Annotated in this window: 15 protein-coding genes and 2 pseudogenes; 10 read left to right on the forward strand and 7 right to left on the reverse strand. The window is 60.9% G+C overall.

The features are described 5' to 3' along the window. Positions 1-3 precede the first annotated feature (3 nt). From K9B32_RS16420 to K9B32_RS16435, 4 genes are all read left to right on the forward strand, one after another. Complete coding sequence (locus tag K9B32_RS16420; protein WP_224563940.1) at positions 4-2,691, forward strand: virulence factor SrfC family protein; 2,688 nt, start codon at positions 4-6, stop codon at positions 2,689-2,691. Further along, positions 2,688-3,686 carry a hypothetical protein gene (locus K9B32_RS16425; RefSeq protein WP_224563943.1) on the forward strand — a complete coding sequence of 333 codons (999 nt, stop codon included), beginning with the start codon at positions 2,688-2,690 and terminating at the stop codon, positions 3,684-3,686. Before K9B32_RS16420 ends, K9B32_RS16425 begins: the two co-directional genes overlap by 4 nt. 23 nt (positions 3,687-3,709) lie before the next feature. Next, positions 3,710-4,447, forward strand: a complete 738-nt coding sequence (locus K9B32_RS16430; protein WP_224563946.1) for a PAN domain-containing protein — start codon at positions 3,710-3,712, stop codon at positions 4,445-4,447. Between the two features lie 66 nt (positions 4,448-4,513). Next, positions 4,514-5,497, forward strand: coding sequence for a PAN domain-containing protein (locus K9B32_RS16435; RefSeq protein WP_224563949.1), 984 nt, complete (start codon positions 4,514-4,516; stop codon positions 5,495-5,497). A 230-nt stretch (positions 5,498-5,727) separates the two neighbouring features. Here the strand turns inward: K9B32_RS16435 and K9B32_RS16440 are convergent, their stop codons facing one another. The 3 genes from K9B32_RS16440 to K9B32_RS16450 all read right to left on the reverse strand — a co-directional run bounded on the left by K9B32_RS16440 (position 5,728) and on the right by K9B32_RS16450 (position 8,905). Next, the gene (locus K9B32_RS16440) at positions 5,728-6,585 is read right to left on the reverse strand and encodes a hypothetical protein (protein ID WP_224563952.1); all 858 of its coding nucleotides are present in this window, start codon (positions 6,583-6,585) and stop codon (positions 5,728-5,730) included. A gap of 645 nt (positions 6,586-7,230) precedes the next feature. After that, the gene (locus K9B32_RS16445) at positions 7,231-8,037 is read right to left on the reverse strand and encodes a hypothetical protein (protein WP_224563955.1); all 807 of its coding nucleotides are present in this window, start codon (positions 8,035-8,037) and stop codon (positions 7,231-7,233) included. Between the two features lie 199 nt (positions 8,038-8,236). After that, the gene (locus K9B32_RS16450) at positions 8,237-8,905 is read right to left on the reverse strand and encodes a hypothetical protein (protein ID WP_224563958.1); all 669 of its coding nucleotides are present in this window, start codon (positions 8,903-8,905) and stop codon (positions 8,237-8,239) included. A gap of 200 nt (positions 8,906-9,105) precedes the next feature. Here K9B32_RS16450 and K9B32_RS16455 point away from each other — a divergent pair. The 3 genes and pseudogenes from K9B32_RS16455 to K9B32_RS16465 form a co-directional block, all read left to right on the forward strand. Continuing rightward, positions 9,106-9,253, forward strand: a pseudogene (locus K9B32_RS16455) (TOBE domain-containing protein); the annotation flags it as partial. Between the two features lie 236 nt (positions 9,254-9,489). Beyond that, the gene (locus K9B32_RS16460) at positions 9,490-9,735 is read left to right on the forward strand and encodes a hypothetical protein (RefSeq protein WP_224563961.1); all 246 of its coding nucleotides are present in this window, start codon (positions 9,490-9,492) and stop codon (positions 9,733-9,735) included. A gap of 186 nt (positions 9,736-9,921) precedes the next feature. Then, positions 9,922-10,388, forward strand: a pseudogene (locus K9B32_RS16465) (IS6 family transposase); the annotation flags it as partial. Positions 10,389-10,513: 125 nt separating this feature from the next. Here K9B32_RS16465 and K9B32_RS29050 read toward each other — a convergent pair. Then, complete coding sequence (locus K9B32_RS29050; RefSeq protein ID WP_224563964.1) at positions 10,514-11,605, reverse strand: helix-turn-helix transcriptional regulator; 1,092 nt, start codon at positions 11,603-11,605, stop codon at positions 10,514-10,516. A 586-nt stretch (positions 11,606-12,191) separates the two neighbouring features. On the opposite strand from K9B32_RS29050, the gene K9B32_RS16475 reads away from it, so the two are divergent. Further along, positions 12,192-12,428, forward strand: a complete 237-nt coding sequence (locus tag K9B32_RS16475; RefSeq protein ID WP_224563967.1) for an ATP-binding cassette domain-containing protein — start codon at positions 12,192-12,194, stop codon at positions 12,426-12,428. 67 nt (positions 12,429-12,495) lie between these two features. On the opposite strand, the gene K9B32_RS29055 is transcribed toward K9B32_RS16475, so the two are convergent. Then, positions 12,496-12,798 (reverse strand): hypothetical protein, encoded by a 303-nt coding sequence (locus K9B32_RS29055; RefSeq protein ID WP_318013347.1) that lies wholly within the window; start codon positions 12,796-12,798, stop codon positions 12,496-12,498. 134 nt (positions 12,799-12,932) lie between these two features. Between K9B32_RS29055 and K9B32_RS16485 the strand changes: the two genes are divergently transcribed. Beyond that, positions 12,933-13,649, forward strand: coding sequence for an LLM class flavin-dependent oxidoreductase (locus tag K9B32_RS16485; protein WP_224563970.1), 717 nt, complete (start codon positions 12,933-12,935; stop codon positions 13,647-13,649). A 220-nt stretch (positions 13,650-13,869) separates the two neighbouring features. Continuing rightward, positions 13,870-14,208, forward strand: a complete 339-nt coding sequence (locus K9B32_RS16490) for a hypothetical protein (protein WP_224563973.1) — start codon at positions 13,870-13,872, stop codon at positions 14,206-14,208. A gap of 121 nt (positions 14,209-14,329) precedes the next feature. On the opposite strand, the gene K9B32_RS16495 is transcribed toward K9B32_RS16490, so the two are convergent. Both K9B32_RS16495 and K9B32_RS16500 read right to left on the reverse strand, forming a co-directional pair. Beyond that, positions 14,330-15,442: a helix-turn-helix transcriptional regulator gene (locus K9B32_RS16495; protein WP_224563976.1), complete on the reverse strand. Its 1,113-nt coding sequence runs from the start codon at positions 15,440-15,442 to the stop codon at positions 14,330-14,332. 921 nt (positions 15,443-16,363) lie between these two features. Beyond that, positions 16,364-17,230: a trypsin-like serine protease gene (locus K9B32_RS16500; RefSeq protein ID WP_224563979.1), complete on the reverse strand. Its 867-nt coding sequence runs from the start codon at positions 17,228-17,230 to the stop codon at positions 16,364-16,366. Positions 17,231-17,411 lie beyond the last annotated feature (181 nt).

Genomic DNA, 17,411 nt, shown 5'->3' on the forward strand with positions numbered 1-17,411 from the left:
ACGATGAAGACAGAATTGAAGAAGCTTTGCGGGGACGCGCTGGAGGGGGCGAGGCAGGGGCTGGCGTGGATCGGCGACCCGGCGAACGCCGAGCGCGTGGGGGTCGGCCAGAAAAGCGTGACGCAGCAGCTTCGGAAGTCCGTGGTCTCCGCGCGAAAGGCGCTCGCGGCGATCGACAGGCCCATGTGCGTCAGCGTCTTCGGTCCGAGCCAGGCGGGGAAATCCTACCTCGTCTCGGTGCTGGCGCGACATGGCAACTCGCCGCTGATGGCGAAGTTCGGCGATCTCGGTCGCGAGGTCGACTTCATCCGCGAGATCAATCCGGGCGGAGACCGCGAATCCACCGGCCTTGTGACGCGCTTTTCGATCCGTCCGGAGCCTTCGCCGCCGGGTGCGCCCGTCGTCATCCGGATGCTGAGCGAAGGCGATGTCGCCAAGATCCTTGGCAACAGCTTCTATCTCGACAGCGACCCGAAGAAGCGCCCGCCGCTTCTGTCGGAAACCGTGCTCGAGGCGCTCAATCAGGCCCGTTCGCGAGCGGGCTCCCAGGGGCGGGGCGACGGCATGAGCGAGGAGGACGTCTGGGAAATCCAGGAGTACTTCGAAAAGCAGTTCGCGGGCCTTGGGAATCTCGAGCTGCTGAGCGCCTACTGGGAGGAGGCCGCGACGCTTGCGCCAAGACTGTCGGTGTCCGACCGGGCCGACCTCTTCTCGGTCCTCTGGGGGTCGATCCCGAAGTTCACGGAGCTTTACCGGGAGCTTGCGTCGTCGCTCGAGAGGATCGGCTTTCCCAAGGACGCCTATTGCCCGATCGAGTCGCTGGTTCCCCGCGACAAGAGCATCATCGACGTCGAGACCCTCGCCGGACTTGGCATGCCCGGACAGGAGGAGCTACCAATCCGGTCGATGAACGGCCCCCTCGTCCCATTGCCGCGGCCGGTGGTGACGGCGCTCGCGGCTGAGCTGCGCATCACCATATCCGACTCGCCGTGGCCGTTTTTCGAGCACACCGACCTCCTCGATTTTCCGGGCGCGCGAAGCCGCCAGAAGGTCGAGCTGGCCGCCTTCGTCGAAGATAACCCGGAGATGGTCAAGGAGATGTTCCGCCGCGGCAAGGTCGCCTATCTTTTCGACCGCTATGTCGCCGAGCAGGAGCTGTCGAGCATGCTGCTCTGCATCAAGCCCTCGAACCAGGAAGTTGTCGAGCTTCCGGACATGATCGACGGCTGGATCCAGACGTCGCATGGCGCGACCCCGGCCGACCGCGCCAAGGTGGAGACCGCCCTCTTCCTCGTGCTGACCATGATGGACGCCCATTTCACGGAAAAGGCGGGCCAGGAGGGCCAGAGCCTGTCCGACCGTTTCCAGGCGCGCATGGGGTCGTCGCTGACCTCGTTCTTCGGAAAGGCGCACCGCTGGCCGTTCGAATGGACGCCGGGCCGCCCGTTCGACAACACCTACTGGCTTCGCAATCCCAACTTCAAGTCGGAGTTCATGATCCGGTACGACCGCGACCGCGAGGTCGAGATCCTGCCGGACAAGCTCGAACGGGTGGCGGCGCTTCGCTCCGCCTGCCTTGACGTCGGGGAGGTGCAAAGCCATTTCCGCGATCCGGGACGGGCCTTCGACGAGGCGATGAAGCTCAACGACGGCGGCGTGAACTACCTCGCCGAGAACCTCGCCAAGGTGTGCCGTCCAGAGATGAAGTGCGCGCAGATCCGAGAGCGGGTGCACGGCATCATGGCGGAGATCCGCCGTCTGGTGTCACCCTACTTCGTCGACAGCGATATCGACAAGCGCCTGGAGGAAAGGCAGGTGGTCTCGGGCGAGATCCTCTCGGGGCTGTCTGAATGCTGGGGCAGAAACCAGTTCGGCAGCGCGCTCCGGATGCTGCAGATCTCCCAGAACGCGATCGCCGAGCACCTACACGTCGACTACGGCAACCGCCTGAAGCGACAGAAGGACACGGATTCCGCTCCCGCTTCAAAACCTGAAAGTGGCGCGCCGCCGCGCCCTGCGCTTCCTGGAGGGCCGCCCATTCCGGGGACGCAGAAGGCGCCCTCCGCGGTGGCCGCCAGAGCGCCCACGCCCTCGGTCTCCGCGCCAGCCCCGAAAAGCGCGCCGCGGGGCGCCTACTTGGCGAAGTCGGCGATGCGGCATTGGACGGAATGCCTCTTCTCCCTCGTCAGGAACGACGAGGCGCTGCAGGCGATCGGCCTCACTCAGGCGCTCGCGGGCGAACTCGTCGCCGAGCTGATCCTGGGTGCGCGACGCACGGGACTCGAGGAGGCGATCGCACGTGACTTCGCCACGATCTCCACCAGTTCCGTGGAGAGTGCCGGAACCCTGCTCGAGAAGGCTGGCTTCTTCGCAACCACGAACATCAACCGATTCGTCAGCACGCTGGGCTTCGACAAAGTTCTCGAAGAGAAGCGTCCGAAGGCTCCCGACGGAACCGACGACGGCCTCGTCACGGTCTTCGCGCGACGGGGCGTCAACGCAAACTGCGACGCGCTGCCGGTGGAGCGGAAGAACTTCGCCTATCTTGCCTTGTCGGAATGGATGTACGCCTTCCACCATCTCGTCATCGACAACGTGATGGCCGGCGAAGGCTTTGTCGTCAACGTCGAGCAGAACGAGAAGCTGAGGGCGATACTCGCTATGGTCGAGCCAGCGGGGGTCGCCAGATGACGCAGTTCCAGATCGAGGTCGTGGAAGACGACGACAACGTAGGCTCGGCGTTGATCACCTTCCGAGGAAAGCCTCCGCAACTCGCCGGAGCGTACATCGGGATTTCCAGGAGATCGCCGGACCTTCCGTGGCTGGGCGAAAACGGCTGGCAGGCTCCAGCCGCCGCTCTTCCGGTCACGGTCGTCTCACAGGCCGACGGCTGGATCGTCTTTCGAGCAGGTCCCGAGGTCTGCGCATACGTGCAGGTCGACGCCAAGGTGCGGATAGACATCAACGGTACGTCCGCATTCGGCCACGCCTTCTGGCCATCCATCACGCATGTCGGCGGCAATCGTCGACAGAGCCCCGTCATCGACAGGGTCTCGTCGCAGCCCGCGGTCGCGTCCCTCCCCGCGCCCGAGGCTCTCCAACCGGCCGTCGAAACGATTCAGCCGCCGCCACCGCGGATCCTCACGGAGACGGCCGTTGCGGCCGCCGTACAGCAGCGCCAGTCCAGAAGAGGCCTTTGGCTGGCCCTCTCGGTCGTCGTGCTTGCGGCCGTGGCGGCTGCGGCCATTGTCGAGCGCCGACCGCTCGGCGCGCTCGTCGCCGGACTGACGCATTCCGAGACGCTTGCGGAACGCTTCGAGAAGCTTAAGCGCGGCGACGCTGCGGGGGACGGCCTTCTACAGCTAAGCCGGGACGCCTACGAACAGGGCGACAAGACGATCGGCATGGAGGCGATGGCGCTGTCGGTCGAGCGCGGCAACGCCATCGCCAAGATCGAGATGGCGAAGTGGTACGACCCACGGACCGCCGCCCTCGACAAGGTCGCCGGTATCGACGCAAACAAGGCGGCGCGCGCGTTCTTCGAGCTTGCCATGAACGGAAACCACGACGCCTCGTCGCTGCTAGCGTCGCTCTGCCAGGAGAGCGGGAACGCCGGGTCGGCCTATGCGCGATCGTTCTCGGACTTTCTCGGAACGACGTATTGCGAGGGGTCGCTGGGCGAATGAACCGGACGATGTGGAGATCGAGCATGGGGATGAAGTGGATCCGAAACCGGACCCGGTGCGGGCCGGTGGCGTTGCTCGCCACGGCGGCGATCTGCCTGGCGGCCGGATCGGCGTTTGGGGCGGACCCGACGTCGCAGCAGCTTTTCAACTACCGGGAGACGTTGCTCAAGGGTTCGGTCAGCGCGTCGATCACGAAGTCGGAAGATGACTGCCGCAAGATTTGCGCCGCGCGGTCTGGGTGCGCGGGATTCGACCATGCGACGAAGGAGAACGAGTGCCGGCTGTTCGAAAGCATCGTCTCCGGGCGGGCCGATCCGGGTTCCGTCGCGGCCACTAGGGCGTTGATCACCGGGTACAAGGATCCCGAGAACCCGCCGCTCGACATGCGGCTGTCGAAGCTGAAGGACGCCGACCCCAAAGGAGACGGTCTCCTGCAGCTAAGCCGCGACGCCTATTTGGCAGGCAACCGCGGGGTTGGATTCGAGGCCGTCAATCTCTCCATGCAGCGCGGTAACCCGGAGGCCAAGCTCGAGATCGCCCAGTGGTACGATCCGCGCACCTTCGCCAAGGACCGCGTCGACGCGCTCGACGCCAACAAGGCGGCGAGGTCGTACTTCGAGCTGGCGCTGGGTGGCAACGAAAAGGCGAAACGGCTGCTCACGTCGATCTGCGAGGAGAGCGGCAATTCGCAGTCGACCTACGCGAGTTCGTTCGAAAGTTTTCTGGGAACAACGTATTGCGAGGGGTCGGTCGATCCATGAGCAGGCCTCCCTTGCGGCCGCTCAAGGTGACAGAGGCGCCGGAACAGCAGAGTCAGGAGGAATGGCATGAGGTTTGACAGGATCGCGAAGGGGTCGGGGGGCTTGGGGAGAGGCCTGATCTTCCGTAGATCGTCGCCCCTCGCCTTCGTCCTGCTTCTGTTCGGCGTCTCTGCCGCGGCAGCGCAGGACCGCAGCTTCTACGACTATCCGTCCACGGCGCTGACGGGGCATGTCGCGGCGGAGTTTTCGTACCGGGAGGACGGGTGTCGCAAGGTCTGCGCCGAGCGGTCGGGCTGCAAGGGGTTCGAGTTCGCCCAATCGAACGGAATGTGCCGCATATACTCGTCGGTCTCCGGCGCGCGCCAGGACGCGGGCTCCGCCGCCGGCGCACGCGCCTTGATCGGCGGCTACGCCCAACCCTCGAACCCGCCGGTCGCGGAGCGGCTGAGCGCTCCGCCTCAGACACAGGAAGCGGATGCCCCCTCGAGGCGCGACGGCAAGGACGTCGCCTCGCTCGAGAATGGACAGGATCGGGACGACGTGCCGGACGAACCGATCGACAACGGACAGGACCGTTCGGCGCTCCAGTTCCAGCAGTTCCAGCACTACGACCTCAGCGGAGCTGAGGACATCGGCCGCCAGACCGCGCAGTCCAGATCGGAATGCGAGAACATCTGCCGCGGCACGGACGACTGCCAGGCCTACACCTTCAACGCCTGGAACCGCGCATGCTTCCTGAAGGGCGGAACAGGTATCTTGAGGATGGATCCCCGTTCGACGTCCGGGGTTATGGACGCCCTCGGAACGCCGGAACGGAGCAGCGCGGAGCTGGTCATGGAGTACTACAACAATTCGGTGATGTCGGGCACGCCGATCTCTAGCAGCCAGGCTTCGAGCCGGGGCGAGTGCGAGCAGCAGTGCTGGGGCGACGACCGCTGCGCGGCCTTCAGCCTGCGGCGGGGCGGAATGTGCCAGCTCTTCGACAATCCACCGAACAGAAGCCCGCAGAACGGAACGATGAGCGGCGGCAAGATACAGAAGGCGCTTTGATCATCATCAGCGGACTTTTAGGTTTCAAGGCGGAGGTGGCAGTCGACTGGAAACGAAAGGAAATCATGCGCTTTGGTCGAACTCCTCCAGTTGACGGAAGCGGCTACGAGCGACACCGGATAGAGCTGACTATGCCGCTTCACCGGCGTCGACGAAGCGGCAGTCCCAGGCGGTTGCCGGCCCCAACCGGCCGCCGCCTGGACTGCCGCTCGCAAGCGTCGAGGCGGTCGCTACGGAACGTCGAACTCCGCCACAGTCGGGGCGATTTCATAGCCGTGCGGGTTGTCGGTTGGGCGGGAGGTCGTCTTGCTGTACCTCTCGTACTCCGAGCCCCGCTGGACGATCACCTCGTAATCGGTCTTCACTGGCGTGGCTCTCCTGTTGTGGAAGTAGTTCACCCGCACCTGATAGCGTCCGCGCTTGAGTGCACCCTTCGCGGCCGTGATGTATTCCACCGGGTGATCCACGGGATTTGGCGTCTCGGTCCAATTTTCGTCAATCTTGTTTTTTGAGCCGGCACAGTTGTTCCCTTTGCCGATCCCCGGCCCTGTGGCGGATCCGTCCGGACACACCAGGTAGAGATCCAAGTCGTTCCAATTGTTCCAGAGAAGAGTGATCGACGTTCCCGTCTCGTCGGGTCTGAGGCCGCGGTCCTCTAGGACCTGTCGAAGCTCGTCGCGTGGGTCTGGCTCAGGCGGGTCCGCTCGAGGAGGTGGCGGAAGTACGCAGGTCGCGGCGTAGTTCCTTAGCTTCTCCTCGAGCGGCGCCATTTTGCCGATCTCCATGGCCAGCGCTTGAACGCCCTGCGCGATCCTAGGATCGGCCACGCCCTTGCAGTAGCTTCCTCTTCCGAGAACGTATTCGCCGAACGGCACACGCACGCCGCAGGCTGGAACGAGCATCCAGCCGATAGCGACAGCGAGTGCGCCGGCGACCGACCACAGCGTGGCCTCGACGAGTCGTGCCTGGCTTTGTGACGGCGCCGCGCCCGTGGAACCACCCGGCATCGTCATCGGTGTTCGACGCTTTGTATCGCTCAATACAGGCACCCCGCTTGCTTCGAAGCTGGAACCTACACCGGTCGGCACGACCACGCCTCCTCCAATTGGGAGATGCATGATATCGCAGGTGGACCATGGCGGCTCTCGGTCAAATTCCGCAAGGTATCAACCGCCAAGAGTTCGAAGCTTTGTCGTTCGCTCGCATGATCACCACGCGGGAGGCGCGCATGGGTCTCGTACCGTTCAGCACTTTGTTCAGACCGCTCTGAGCGGGACAACGCGGCGAGCACCTCGTCCCGTGGCCCGATAAGCTTCACCTCGCCGTCCTGAAGGAGCGCAACCTTGTTGACGGCGGCGAGCCCAGAACGGCCGGTGGGTTACGACCACCGCCATGCCTTGGCGTTTCCGCACGCTTTCGATTGCGTCCGTGAGGAAACTGGGCGGCGAGCGCCGCGGCGAGAGCACCACGATAACGGCGGCAGCAACGCCATGCCTATCTTTTTCATTCCGGCGCCTTCCAATGCATCCGTCATTTATGTCGTCGGGCGCGTTCGAGCGCCCGCCGTGAGAGGCTAGCCGCAGAAGGAACCCACCCGGCTCTCGCCTTCGGCGATCCCTATGATCTTTCAATCGCAGAAACCGGACGGCGCCGCATGATCCAATTGGGGGAGGCGGGCGGCACGAAATCAGCGATCGCTGCAAGTCTGCGGGGCGTTGTTCGCAAGTGCTGGATCAGTCGTGGGTGGACGGACTATGGAATTCAGCTTGCTGACCGAGGAAGTCACAGAACTTCCCGTCGAGCCTCGCTTGCAGGCATGCCTTCCGAGCCTCGCGCTCAAGTCCCGCGAGCGCCCGACGATCCTCGCGGTCAACGTCCGGATTCTGACCCCATTCCTTTCCCTTTCGAAGGGCGATCTCCTTCTCGCGAAGCGGCGCCAGAATTTCGTCGAGGTAGCGTTGGACGTCGTAGCTTGGAGAACTGCCGTACGCCGACCGTACGGTCGATATGAACGCCGCCCTCGACAGTTTCTTCGGACCGATGTTGGTGTAGGGGCCGACCCTCGAGAAATTGTTGCTGTACCAGCTCTCGCAGAGGTACGCCTTGAGGGCGAGGTCGCGGTCGCCCTTGGATTCAGTCTGGAAAAGGGTCGTATCGTACGAGAAGTTGATCGCGTATCCGACCAGAGAAAAGCTGATTCGAGGACATGTGTCCCGGTCGTTCAAGCGTGCGCTCGACTGCTTGTACGTTTCGAGCAAGATCCTGACTTTTTCGAAATCGCCGTGGTGATAGTGGTAGATCGCGCTCATGGCGAGATACAATCGGCAACTGCTTTCGTCCTCCCTGGACGCGGATCCGCAGCCGAGTTTCTTCAACTCCCCGTCGACGTTCCACATGCCCTTGTCGATGATGATCTTCCGGGCGTCGTATGGAGTTTTCGTTATCAGCTCCGCCGATCGGGCTCCGTAGGTGGCAACTAATGCGACGACCACGGCTGCCGCAGGAAACAGAAGCAGCCGCAAGAGTGATCTCTTTATCATGTTTGTCCCCCATCCCTTCTTCTAGTTCAGGTCAGTCCGGTCGTCCCACAGCCAACAATCATTGCGCATTGTGCAGTCACCCGATTGGATTTCACGTTGCTGAAGGCGGCCGTCTCGATCTCGGATGAGTACTTGGAGCAAGTGAGCGCAGAGCTTGTGACCTTGATCTTCGCGACCCCCAATGTCATGACAACCGGCTTCATTTCGATCCGCCGATCTTCTTCAATCGGCCATCCCCCCATTCGGCCTGTGTCTTCATTTTCCAGGTGAGACTGCCGTCAGCCTGCATCGTGAAGGTTTCGTCGTCGGAAACGAGCTTGTTGCCGTTGCGAGCATAGTGCGATTGTGAGCCAAGGTGGCTGACGGTGGCGTCGTCGCCATTCATCCTGATGTCGTAGATCTGATCATCGAACGTCGTTCCGTCGATGTTGATGGAACCGATCCAACGGCCTTCGAACCGCTGCGCCGCTTGGTCCAACGCCGTGGCATCGGGCGCTTTTCCCGCACCGATCCCCGTCGTCGCCGTATCCTCGCCCGTGTCGGAGTAGGTCTTGCAGTCGACCACCTTCGTATTGTCTTCGCGGACGGCATTCGGCGTCTTGACGTTTCCCGTCTGCTCTCCGCCTGACTTGATACGGAAGGACCATGGCGTGTTCACGATGGTGATCGAGACGATCGAGCACTTCTCAACGGAGCTGAGGACGTCAACCTTCGCGTTGAAGTTCGGCTTGTCGCCACCCCGCTCAAGTATCCGGATCGAGCCCATGCACACCCCGATCGGCGGCTTGTCGAAATCGCACGCGGCGGCGCCCTGGGCCGAAAGACATGCGCGCGTCGCGGTGACGAGGATGGCTGCTGTCTTAGTCATTCGGTGTCGTCCAACGGATCAAACACTTCTAACGAGAAACGGAGAATGCCGCCTACTCCAACTGGGGGATGCGTGGCCGCATCGACCGGGAAACTCCGCTGGAAAAATGGCAGGTAGGGAACTTTGATGAAGTCGGGTCCCGATCCTCGCACGCGGCTCGCGAGTTAACCTCTACGCTCCGGTCGCCCGGCAGGTAGGCCCTGGTGCTCGGAATTCGTCCGGAAGACATCGCGCTCGGCGGTGAAGACGGCGCCGATGCGGCCGTGAAGGTAGTCGAACCCGACGGGTTCCGAGACGCATGTTGCCGTGGAAGTAGAGGGCAAGGTGCTGACATGGGTGGTCCGCGAATGGGCGACTCTAGATAACCAGCTTGAACCCTTTGTCGCCGGCGGTTGGGGCCTTGCCTCGCTCAAGGATTGGCGGCGGTCGCAACGCATCAGTAGCGCTCCTCACATCGAGGAATAGCCGCACCGGATTCCGGTCCGGGAGTGCCGCTAGGGATATCTCCCTCCAATTGGAGGAGGCGGAGGATTGTGGGATCGGGCAGTCTCCTGACTACGTAAGCACTCAGATGGAGCCTCAAGATGAAGATTGCCATAGCCGCCGCGACGATGGCGGCCATCCTTTCGGGGGCGACCGCACAGGCGTCGCCGCGTTCCATATGCGACGACATGTTCGCGGAGGAGCTGAGGACATGCGACATAGACTTCTCGACCGAGGAGGATGTCACGCAGTGCAAAGTTGACGTGCAAGCCGCGATCAAGCAATGCGTCTACGGCCGGCAGAAGAATTGCTCGAACAACAAGAAGCAGAACTGCATGCCGCAGTGACTGATGAAGGGATCAGACGGCGAGACGGGGCAGACGGGCGCCGTCCCGTCAGCTTCGATCCATCGCTCTCAATGGTGGACCGTTGGCCGAACAATGAATGCGCGACGTGATGTCAGGCTAACTGGGGTGAAGTTTTTTGGCGCTAGTCGGCAGCCATGCTCCCGCCCTCAGTCAGTTACAAAGTAGTTCGGGCCAAATTATGCGGGCCGCTTGCAGCGGAATGCGCCGAGCCCAAATGGCGTGTGGCATCTGGACGAGGTGGTCGTGAGGATCGGCGGGCGGAAACACTGGCTCTGGCGCACCGTCGACCGGGATGGCTACGTTCTCGACGAAATAGTCCAGGCTCGCCGCGCCTGCTGATCCGGCTGATGAAGAAGCACGAATGCCTCCCGAAGCGCATCGTCACGTGACAAGCTTCCAATCGAGCACCGGCTGAATAACGCGCCGAAAACTCGCATCTTCCGCTGCGAAAACGGGAGCAGTGATGCAGCGGTTCCGCTCACCGGGGTGCGCTGCAACGTTTCGTCAGCGTCTTCTCCGTGGTCCGAAATCTCTTCGTCCCAACCCACCTGAAACAGACAGCCATCGACGTCCATCTGCATCGCCTCAGGGCGATCGCGCAGTGGAGAGGCATGGCCGGGATAGCCGTATGATCACTCCGAACATGCACTCCTCCCGATTAACCTGCCATCACCCTCAGGAGAAACACAATGGAATGCTCTGAGTGTTGCAAGACAGCTATGAAAAGGCGCACCCAGTGGCATGATATCCGGCGTCCTCAGTTGAGTTTGTTGAGCAACGCAATCAACTGTCCCTGCCTGGACGTATCGGTTTTCGCAAAGATCGCTCGAAGATGTGTCCTTGCAGTCTCATAGGTAACATTGCAAATGTCTGCGACATGACTAAGTTCCTTACCTGTAGCAAGGAGGCTTGCAATTCTGGCTTCGGTCCCTGTCAGGCCAAATAAGGCACGCGCAACGCGCAAGTCATCTGGACGTTGGTTTTCATCGGGATCGACCAGAATTCCAAGCGCCCATCCTGTATTAAAGATATCCAGCAGGTTGCCACGCAGCCTGTGGATCTTCAAAACAAGATCACGCCTGTCATCACGCGCCAACCTGATGAGGCCATCACCATTGGCAGTTCCGCTTGGGCTGAGAATGGCGTTACAGGCAGCAGTTTTCACACGGGCGCCGTCTCCGTTGCGCGGAGTCGAAATCTGCCCTTGCCTGAGGCTGATACCATGTGTGAACATGGTTTCAGCCTTGGCATTGACCCGGATGATGTTGCCCGCCCGGTCGAAAAACATTCCTGCGACATCCACCAAATCGAACACGTCGCGCATCGCGTCTATTTTCGTGTTCGCAAGTTTCCGGGCCACCGTTCCGGCGACCGACATCTGATTGCGAAAGCGGCGCAGGACTGCCTGCTCCTCATCGGAGAAGGGGACATGGTTAAGTCCCCGATTGAGAAGAACGGCGTATAGATCGTTGTCTATATTGAAGCCGACATAAGCGCCCCAAAAGAAACCGTGGGGCCGCAAAAACTCCTGATAGTAAGGATCGGACCGATATTCTTCTTCCGTGGCACAATCCTTGTCAGTCATGGTTCCCTTGCGTTCCAGGGCAGGAATGCCTCTGGAACGAATACAGGTTTTGTAGAGTTCGTTTCTGAGATAGAACTCCGTCATTTCCCTGGCATTGTGGGTGGCTTCGATGGAACCGGGAACCTGCGCACGAATGGGCAGGACGTTCGCTCCAGTTGCACCTCCCCCTTGTGCAAAAACATCCAGCGCATCGTGCCAGGGCGTGATTCCGATAGACGCCTCGAAGAGCAAATCACTAGCTTTTCCCAATAGTTCTATATCCACGTCCACTCGCCTTAGGTTGGAAATCCGCAACATGACAAACTTGACTCACAATTCACGTCATTTGTAAACGGTGCTTCCATAGCGCGCCCTTTTGCCATTGACGGAGCGTGATGAACTTCCTGTCGCGAAGCCCGCCAGTGGCGGGTTTCGCCTGCAAATAGAGGATGGAGGTGTCGCTAGGCTGTTCGCGAACAAGCACAAAGTCTCGGACATACATCGCAGCTATGGCCATTTCCTTCCGGACGGCAAGGTTTGCTGGATGATCGAAGACGAGCCGTCCACCACAGGGTAGCCAGAACGCTCGCCCGCGATCTTTTCCAGGGATTGCCGATGAGCCGACAACGGCGCTCGACACCACCGTGCAAAAGCAAATCCTCGATCTCCTGGCCGAGCGCCGGAAGGCCGGACATATGCTGCTGCTGATCAGCCACGATCTCGCCGTCGCGTCGCGCCTGCCCGACCGTGTGCTGGTGATGCGGAATGGCAGGATCGTCGAGGAAGAGCCGCCGGGCAGTATCCTGAGCAATCCGGAACATCCCTACACGAGGCAACTCCTCGATGCGGTGCTACATTTTCCGTCAACGACGTGTCGTTCGACCTCGCCCCCAGCGAGGCGCTGGGGATCGTCAGCGAATCCGGCTCCGGCAAGACCACCGTTGTGATAATCGTCCTCGGCCTGGTCGAGCCGGACGACGGCACGGTGTTCATCGACAGCGAGCAGTGGAGCAATATTCCCGAGGCACGACGCCGCTCGCGGCGCGCCAGCATGTTGATCGCCCATACCTTCGACCCGCGCTACACGGTCGAAAAGATCATCAGCTAGAGCCTCGACTCCGTCGGCATCTCCGGCACGTCCCGCCGCGAGCGCCTGCTCGAAGCGCTGGATGCCGTCACCCTGGGGTCGGCCTATCTCCACCGTCATCCGCGGGAGCTTTCCGGCGGCAGCGCCAGCGGGTGGCAATCGCCCGCGCCTTCGCGCCGCGGCCGCGGCTTCTGGTGGCGGACGAACCGGTCAGCGCGCTCGACGGTTTCTGTGCAGGGACAGGTTCTCGATCCTGCTTGCCGAACTGCAGGCCGCCTTCGGTACGGCGCTTCTCTTCATCTCCCATGATCTCGGCGTCATCAACCACCTCACCGATCGCGTGCTGGTGATGAAGGACGGACGGATCGTCGAGGCGGGTGGCGCCGAGCACGTCTTTTCCGCGCCGCAGCACAGCTACGCACGCGCCTGCTGGATGCGGTTCCGGCGTTCGCCTGATCGGCGCTTGCAACAACGCCCGGCAGGAGTTTGCCGGAGACATGAAATTTCATCTGCGAGAAATCCGTCATGACCCCTACCCGCAAACGTCGCCTGAAGACCCTGACCGGCGCCAGCAGCGTCATCTCCGCGTCGAATGACACCACGCCTTCGGTCGGTGCAAAGCGTACCGTCGAGCTCGCCCGCAAAGCCGAAGCCGAGAAGATCACCGGCCTGTTCACCGCCGATCTTCTGCATATCGACCCAGCCGGCCTTGCCGGCACGGCCGGCACCCAGAAGCCGATCATCGCACTTGCGGCGCTCAACCAGGCGACGTCGGAGATCGGCCTGATCGCCACCGTCTCGACCACCTTCCATCATCCCTACAATCTGGCACGCCAGATCGGCACGCTGGATCACGCCAGCGGCGGCCGCACCGGTTGGAACGCGGTCACCTCCTCGGTCGGCGAAGAGAATTTCGGCGAGACGCTGCCGAGCCCGGAGGAACGTTATGAGCGCGCCGCCGAATTCATCGAGATCGTCAACGCGCTTTATGATGCCAATGAACGGGACGCGGCCCAGCGCAAGGGGTTCCGGAGCCGTCGGCATCGATCCGGCCAAGTTCCATCGCATCGACTATCGCGGCAAGCATTTCAGTGTCGCAGGCCCATTGAACGTGTGGTGATGCCGTTGTTGGGGCCCCCCGCCGCTACTCCCCATGCCCCGGCGATGGGGCCACCGGATTTCTGCTGTTGCCCGCCGGCTTCCTTTTCACTTTTAGCCGATCCGGGCGGGGTGTCCTCGTAGGTGATGCACCTATAGACCTCGAAATTTTTGGGCGAGATGGGGTTGGTCCCGAAGAGCAAGAGACTATGTGGCCTGCCGCCGGTTTTTCAATATCCTGCCAAGTGTGGGATCGGCGCGGCCGACGCCGTGAGGAAGCGTGTCCTCTCCTCCAATTGGAGCATGTTCCTTCGCGTCGTCGCGAGTATCCATATCGCATCGCGTACCTTCAAGGAGAGACACAATGAAAAAGGTGCTTGCTGTAATGGCGGCGACTATGCTCGTGCAGCCGCTTCTTCTTACGCCGACCTTGTCCGTCGCTTCGGGCGGAGCCCAGATGCTGGCCTGGTCCGGAACCTGCGGCCGGTTCGGCAATGGAACTAACAACCGCGCCAGCGTTATCAACCGCTGTAGCTATCCGATTTCCGCCTGCTGGATGACGTCAGAAACGCGGAAGGGCTACGTCGGGCCGATCGCTCCAGGAAACGTGGTCGTCATACCCGTTGACGTCTTCAGGGATGCGACGCAGGTCATCGGCTGGTTCGCTCCGGCAGGGACGCCACTCGACAGTTATTGCGGGTGATGGTCGTGGCCCGCCATGCGACGCCGCCGCGCCGGTTGCAGCATCAGCCACCTGCCTGACTGTCGACAATTTTATCAGTAACCTCTCCAGTTACTGGAATCCCGTCATCGCGGAAGTAGCGTCAGCCGACCGACACGGCAGTGCGCAAGCCGGAGATCAGGTCGACCAGTTCCGACTGCCGACGAACCCCGGTTTTGCTGAAGATGGATCTGAGGTGGCTTCTCGCCGTCTCATAGCTCATCTTGCGCAGCTCCGAGGCCTCTCGGAGCTGGGCGCCGCTTGCAAGCGTCGATGCCAGTGTCGACTCGGTTATCGTGAGTCCGAAGGTAAGCGCGATCTGCTTCGGATCGATCGCCGCTCTTTTCTCGAGATCGTCGATGATGCAGACACCGATCGAGCTTGAGAACAGGTCGTTCAAGTTCCGGCCCAGGCGCTGTAGACGAAGCAGGATGGGCCTGCCCTCCTCCCTGCGGATCAGGATAGGCGCGTTGGAACCGGGTACAAGCCACTCTTCGGAGAGCGTCGCCTTCATTCGGTTCTGGATTTGGATCGTCTCCGAATGCCGTCTGCCCTGCAGGATACGTTCATGCGACACCTTGAGGTCACTGCCGAGTATCTTTTCGGCCGCCGCGTTGAGCGTCGTGACCTTGCCGAACCGGTCGAAGAAGACGGCGGCGAGGTTTTCCACCTCAAAGGCGGCTTTCATACCTTCGAGGCGCTGCGAGGCGGAGAGCTGCATGATCCTTACCGCAACCATCAGGCGGTCGCGCATTAAGCGGATGACCTGCTCGTCTTCCTCGTTGAAGGGGTCCTGGTCGAGACGGCGATGCAGCGCCAGCACGTAGAGGTCATCCTCTGGTGTGAGCGCTACCGCGCACGTACGGCCGAGGCCGTATTTCGACTGGGCGCGATAATATTCCTGACGCTCGAAGTCGTCGCGGCTCGTGTAGTGCTGTTCGAGAGCCGTACCCTGTCGCATGAGTAGCGGCATGCCTCGCATTCGCCATTCACGGTGCTGCCAGCCACCATCGAAATAGGCTTCGAGCGCTGGCATCAGACTCTCGGTCGCGACCAGACCACCTGGAAAGTTGCCCTTCAATGGAAGTATGTTGACCCCGAACGCAGTGGTCGCGTCCGAAATTTGCTGCAGAATCCCTGGCCACAGGGAATGGTCGAATGCCGCCTCGATTACCCGGTCAAGTGCGGCGTTCAGCTTCGTGATATCGATCTTCATGACAAGTGGAAATGCCAGCCCCCAAACCACCATTTCACTAAAAACCCGCGGAGTCGACGCATTCTCAGTAGATGCAATCTAGGCAGCTCCAGCATCTTCATGCAACCAATTTCAACAGCCGCCATGCGAAAGATTTATCTATAGTAAACCTGCCTTATCAACGTCTTGCGCAATACACCGCGGCGCCCTGTAAAGACTGCGCAGCTCTTTGGCGGCGCCAGATGGCCACGCAAAACCGGATCGCGCAATTGCTGCGACGTCCTCCAATTTGAGGCCTCCGTCCGCGAGGCCGGCTAGGGTCGATCAATGGATGTTGGACGGTAAAATCATGACAGGGCGGCGACGAGACTGCGACAGCGTATTTCGGTCACTCCTGGCAGCGGTCCTGGGCCAATTCGGGCTACATGCGACGGATAATCACGTATCCGGTCGGAGACTGGGACCCAGTATGCCAGAGGGTATACGAGCAGGCTTTTGATTCAGGCGACGCGGCCCGAGAGGCACCTGGTCCGCCCGGTAGTGCACGTTCCCGAAAGTCTCAATCCCGACATCGATGCGAGATCGGCCGTGGACGCACTCGTCAGAAAAGCATCTATGCGATTTCGGCTCCTAAGGGTGTTCCCCGTCAAGGAGTTCTTCGACACGACGTGCAATCAACGTGGGGACCTGCTTGAAGACCTGTTGGTCGCGTTACAGGATGATGGCAGGCCACTGCCTAGCGCGTACAAGGATAGACTGATGAGAGAGGTCGAGGAAATCGAAGACGACATGTCAGTCGACGTCAACCTGGCTCCAGCAAGAACGTCACTGGGAACCTAATGTCGGCCGGCCGATAAAGGCTATTAGCTATTATCGGCCCGCCGTTTCGCCTAGTGAATGCGGACGTCATGAGAGCCTACAACAGCCAGACGCCAAGACATGTCAGAAGCCCTGGCTCTTTAGCCAGCGGTAGGCAGGCTCCGAATACACGGACTGAGGACCGAGCCCGACCGAATTTACGCCCGCGATAATGATCTTGCCCTTTTCCTCATAGGGTCTGCCTTTGCGCAGGAAGAACGAGGGGCCACCGGAGTTGCCAGCGCATGCGGCGGAGGTCCTGAGGGACCACACCCATGGAAGGTGCATCCCGAAATACCCGGTGTTGTTCCTTTTGAGAACAAGGCTTTTATCCGGATTCCTCAACGAACACGACTTCAGGCCACCGTTGACAGCCTGGCCGACGTTTTGACCGTAGCTGCCACGACCATACGTTTCGAAAAGAATAGCCTCGGTTTTCATCATTGGATCGGGCCATCTGTCGTGATCCAACAGGTCGCTGAATTTGTCTGCCGCCTTCCAACTCTCGCCCATGGTCTTGCTCGGTGCGACATACTTCTGATAGCGACTAAACAGTTCGTCGCTGAACCCGAAAACAGTTGTTCCCGCTGGGACATCCTTCGACAATGTCAACAGCGCCAAGTCACAACATTTGTCCGGATCAGGCCTCGGGTAGGTCACCAGGTCCTCCGACAGTATCACCTGCCTTCCGCTTTTGGACATGAACGTAACCGGGAGGCCGCTGCCGTTCCGTTGGGTCCTGAAGCAATGTTCGGCTGTGAGGATGGTCCGCCGACCTATCACGGACCCAGAGCAATAGTTGCCGCCAATTTGAATATGGATGATACCGCTGCTGAATTTGGTCTCCGGGGACAGTGTCGAGTCGGTATAGTCCAAGATTTCAGACCAAGCAGGCGAGCATATTGCGACAAGAATGGCGATCACTACCGATTGTACGGCTGCCCTAAACATTCACATTTACCTCCATTTTGTGACCGCTCACGATCAGCGTGAGGTGGCCATGCGATGGAATGGTCTAACACCCGACGAAAGCGAGGTTCCTCCTCCAATTGGAGGGGCTTTCAAAATATGAGGAGACGGTTCAGCCCGAACACGGACGTCGACGTTTGGCCCAGCGGCTTAGCGTAAGCCG

Source organism: Rhizobium sp. 3T7, assembly GCF_020166565.1.
In the GTDB taxonomy this organism is placed as follows: Bacteria; Pseudomonadota; Alphaproteobacteria; order Rhizobiales; family Rhizobiaceae; genus Rhizobium.

Excerpts from the sequence above, each read along its gene's own strand:
- K9B32_RS16420 (WP_224563940.1), top strand. The coding sequence starts at position 4 with ATGAAGACAGAATTGAAGAAGCTTTGCGGGGACGCGCTGGAGGGGGCG.
- K9B32_RS16425 (WP_224563943.1), top strand. The coding sequence starts at position 2,688 with ATGACGCAGTTCCAGATCGAGGTCGTGGAAGACGACGACAACGTAGGC.
- K9B32_RS16430 (WP_224563946.1), top strand. The coding sequence starts at position 3,710 with ATGGGGATGAAGTGGATCCGAAACCGGACCCGGTGCGGGCCGGTGGCG.
- K9B32_RS16435 (WP_224563949.1), top strand. The coding sequence starts at position 4,514 with ATGAGGTTTGACAGGATCGCGAAGGGGTCGGGGGGCTTGGGGAGAGGC.
- K9B32_RS16445 (WP_224563955.1), bottom strand. The coding sequence starts at position 8,037 with ATGATAAAGAGATCACTCTTGCGGCTGCTTCTGTTTCCTGCGGCAGCC.
- K9B32_RS16450 (WP_224563958.1), bottom strand. The coding sequence starts at position 8,905 with ATGACTAAGACAGCAGCCATCCTCGTCACCGCGACGCGCGCATGTCTT.
- K9B32_RS16460 (WP_224563961.1), top strand. The coding sequence starts at position 9,490 with ATGAAGATTGCCATAGCCGCCGCGACGATGGCGGCCATCCTTTCGGGG.
- K9B32_RS16485 (WP_224563970.1), top strand. The coding sequence starts at position 12,933 with ATGACCCCTACCCGCAAACGTCGCCTGAAGACCCTGACCGGCGCCAGC.
- K9B32_RS16490 (WP_224563973.1), top strand. The coding sequence starts at position 13,870 with ATGAAAAAGGTGCTTGCTGTAATGGCGGCGACTATGCTCGTGCAGCCG.
- K9B32_RS16495 (WP_224563976.1), bottom strand. The coding sequence starts at position 15,442 with ATGAAGATCGATATCACGAAGCTGAACGCCGCACTTGACCGGGTAATC.
- K9B32_RS16500 (WP_224563979.1), bottom strand. The coding sequence starts at position 17,230 with ATGTTTAGGGCAGCCGTACAATCGGTAGTGATCGCCATTCTTGTCGCA.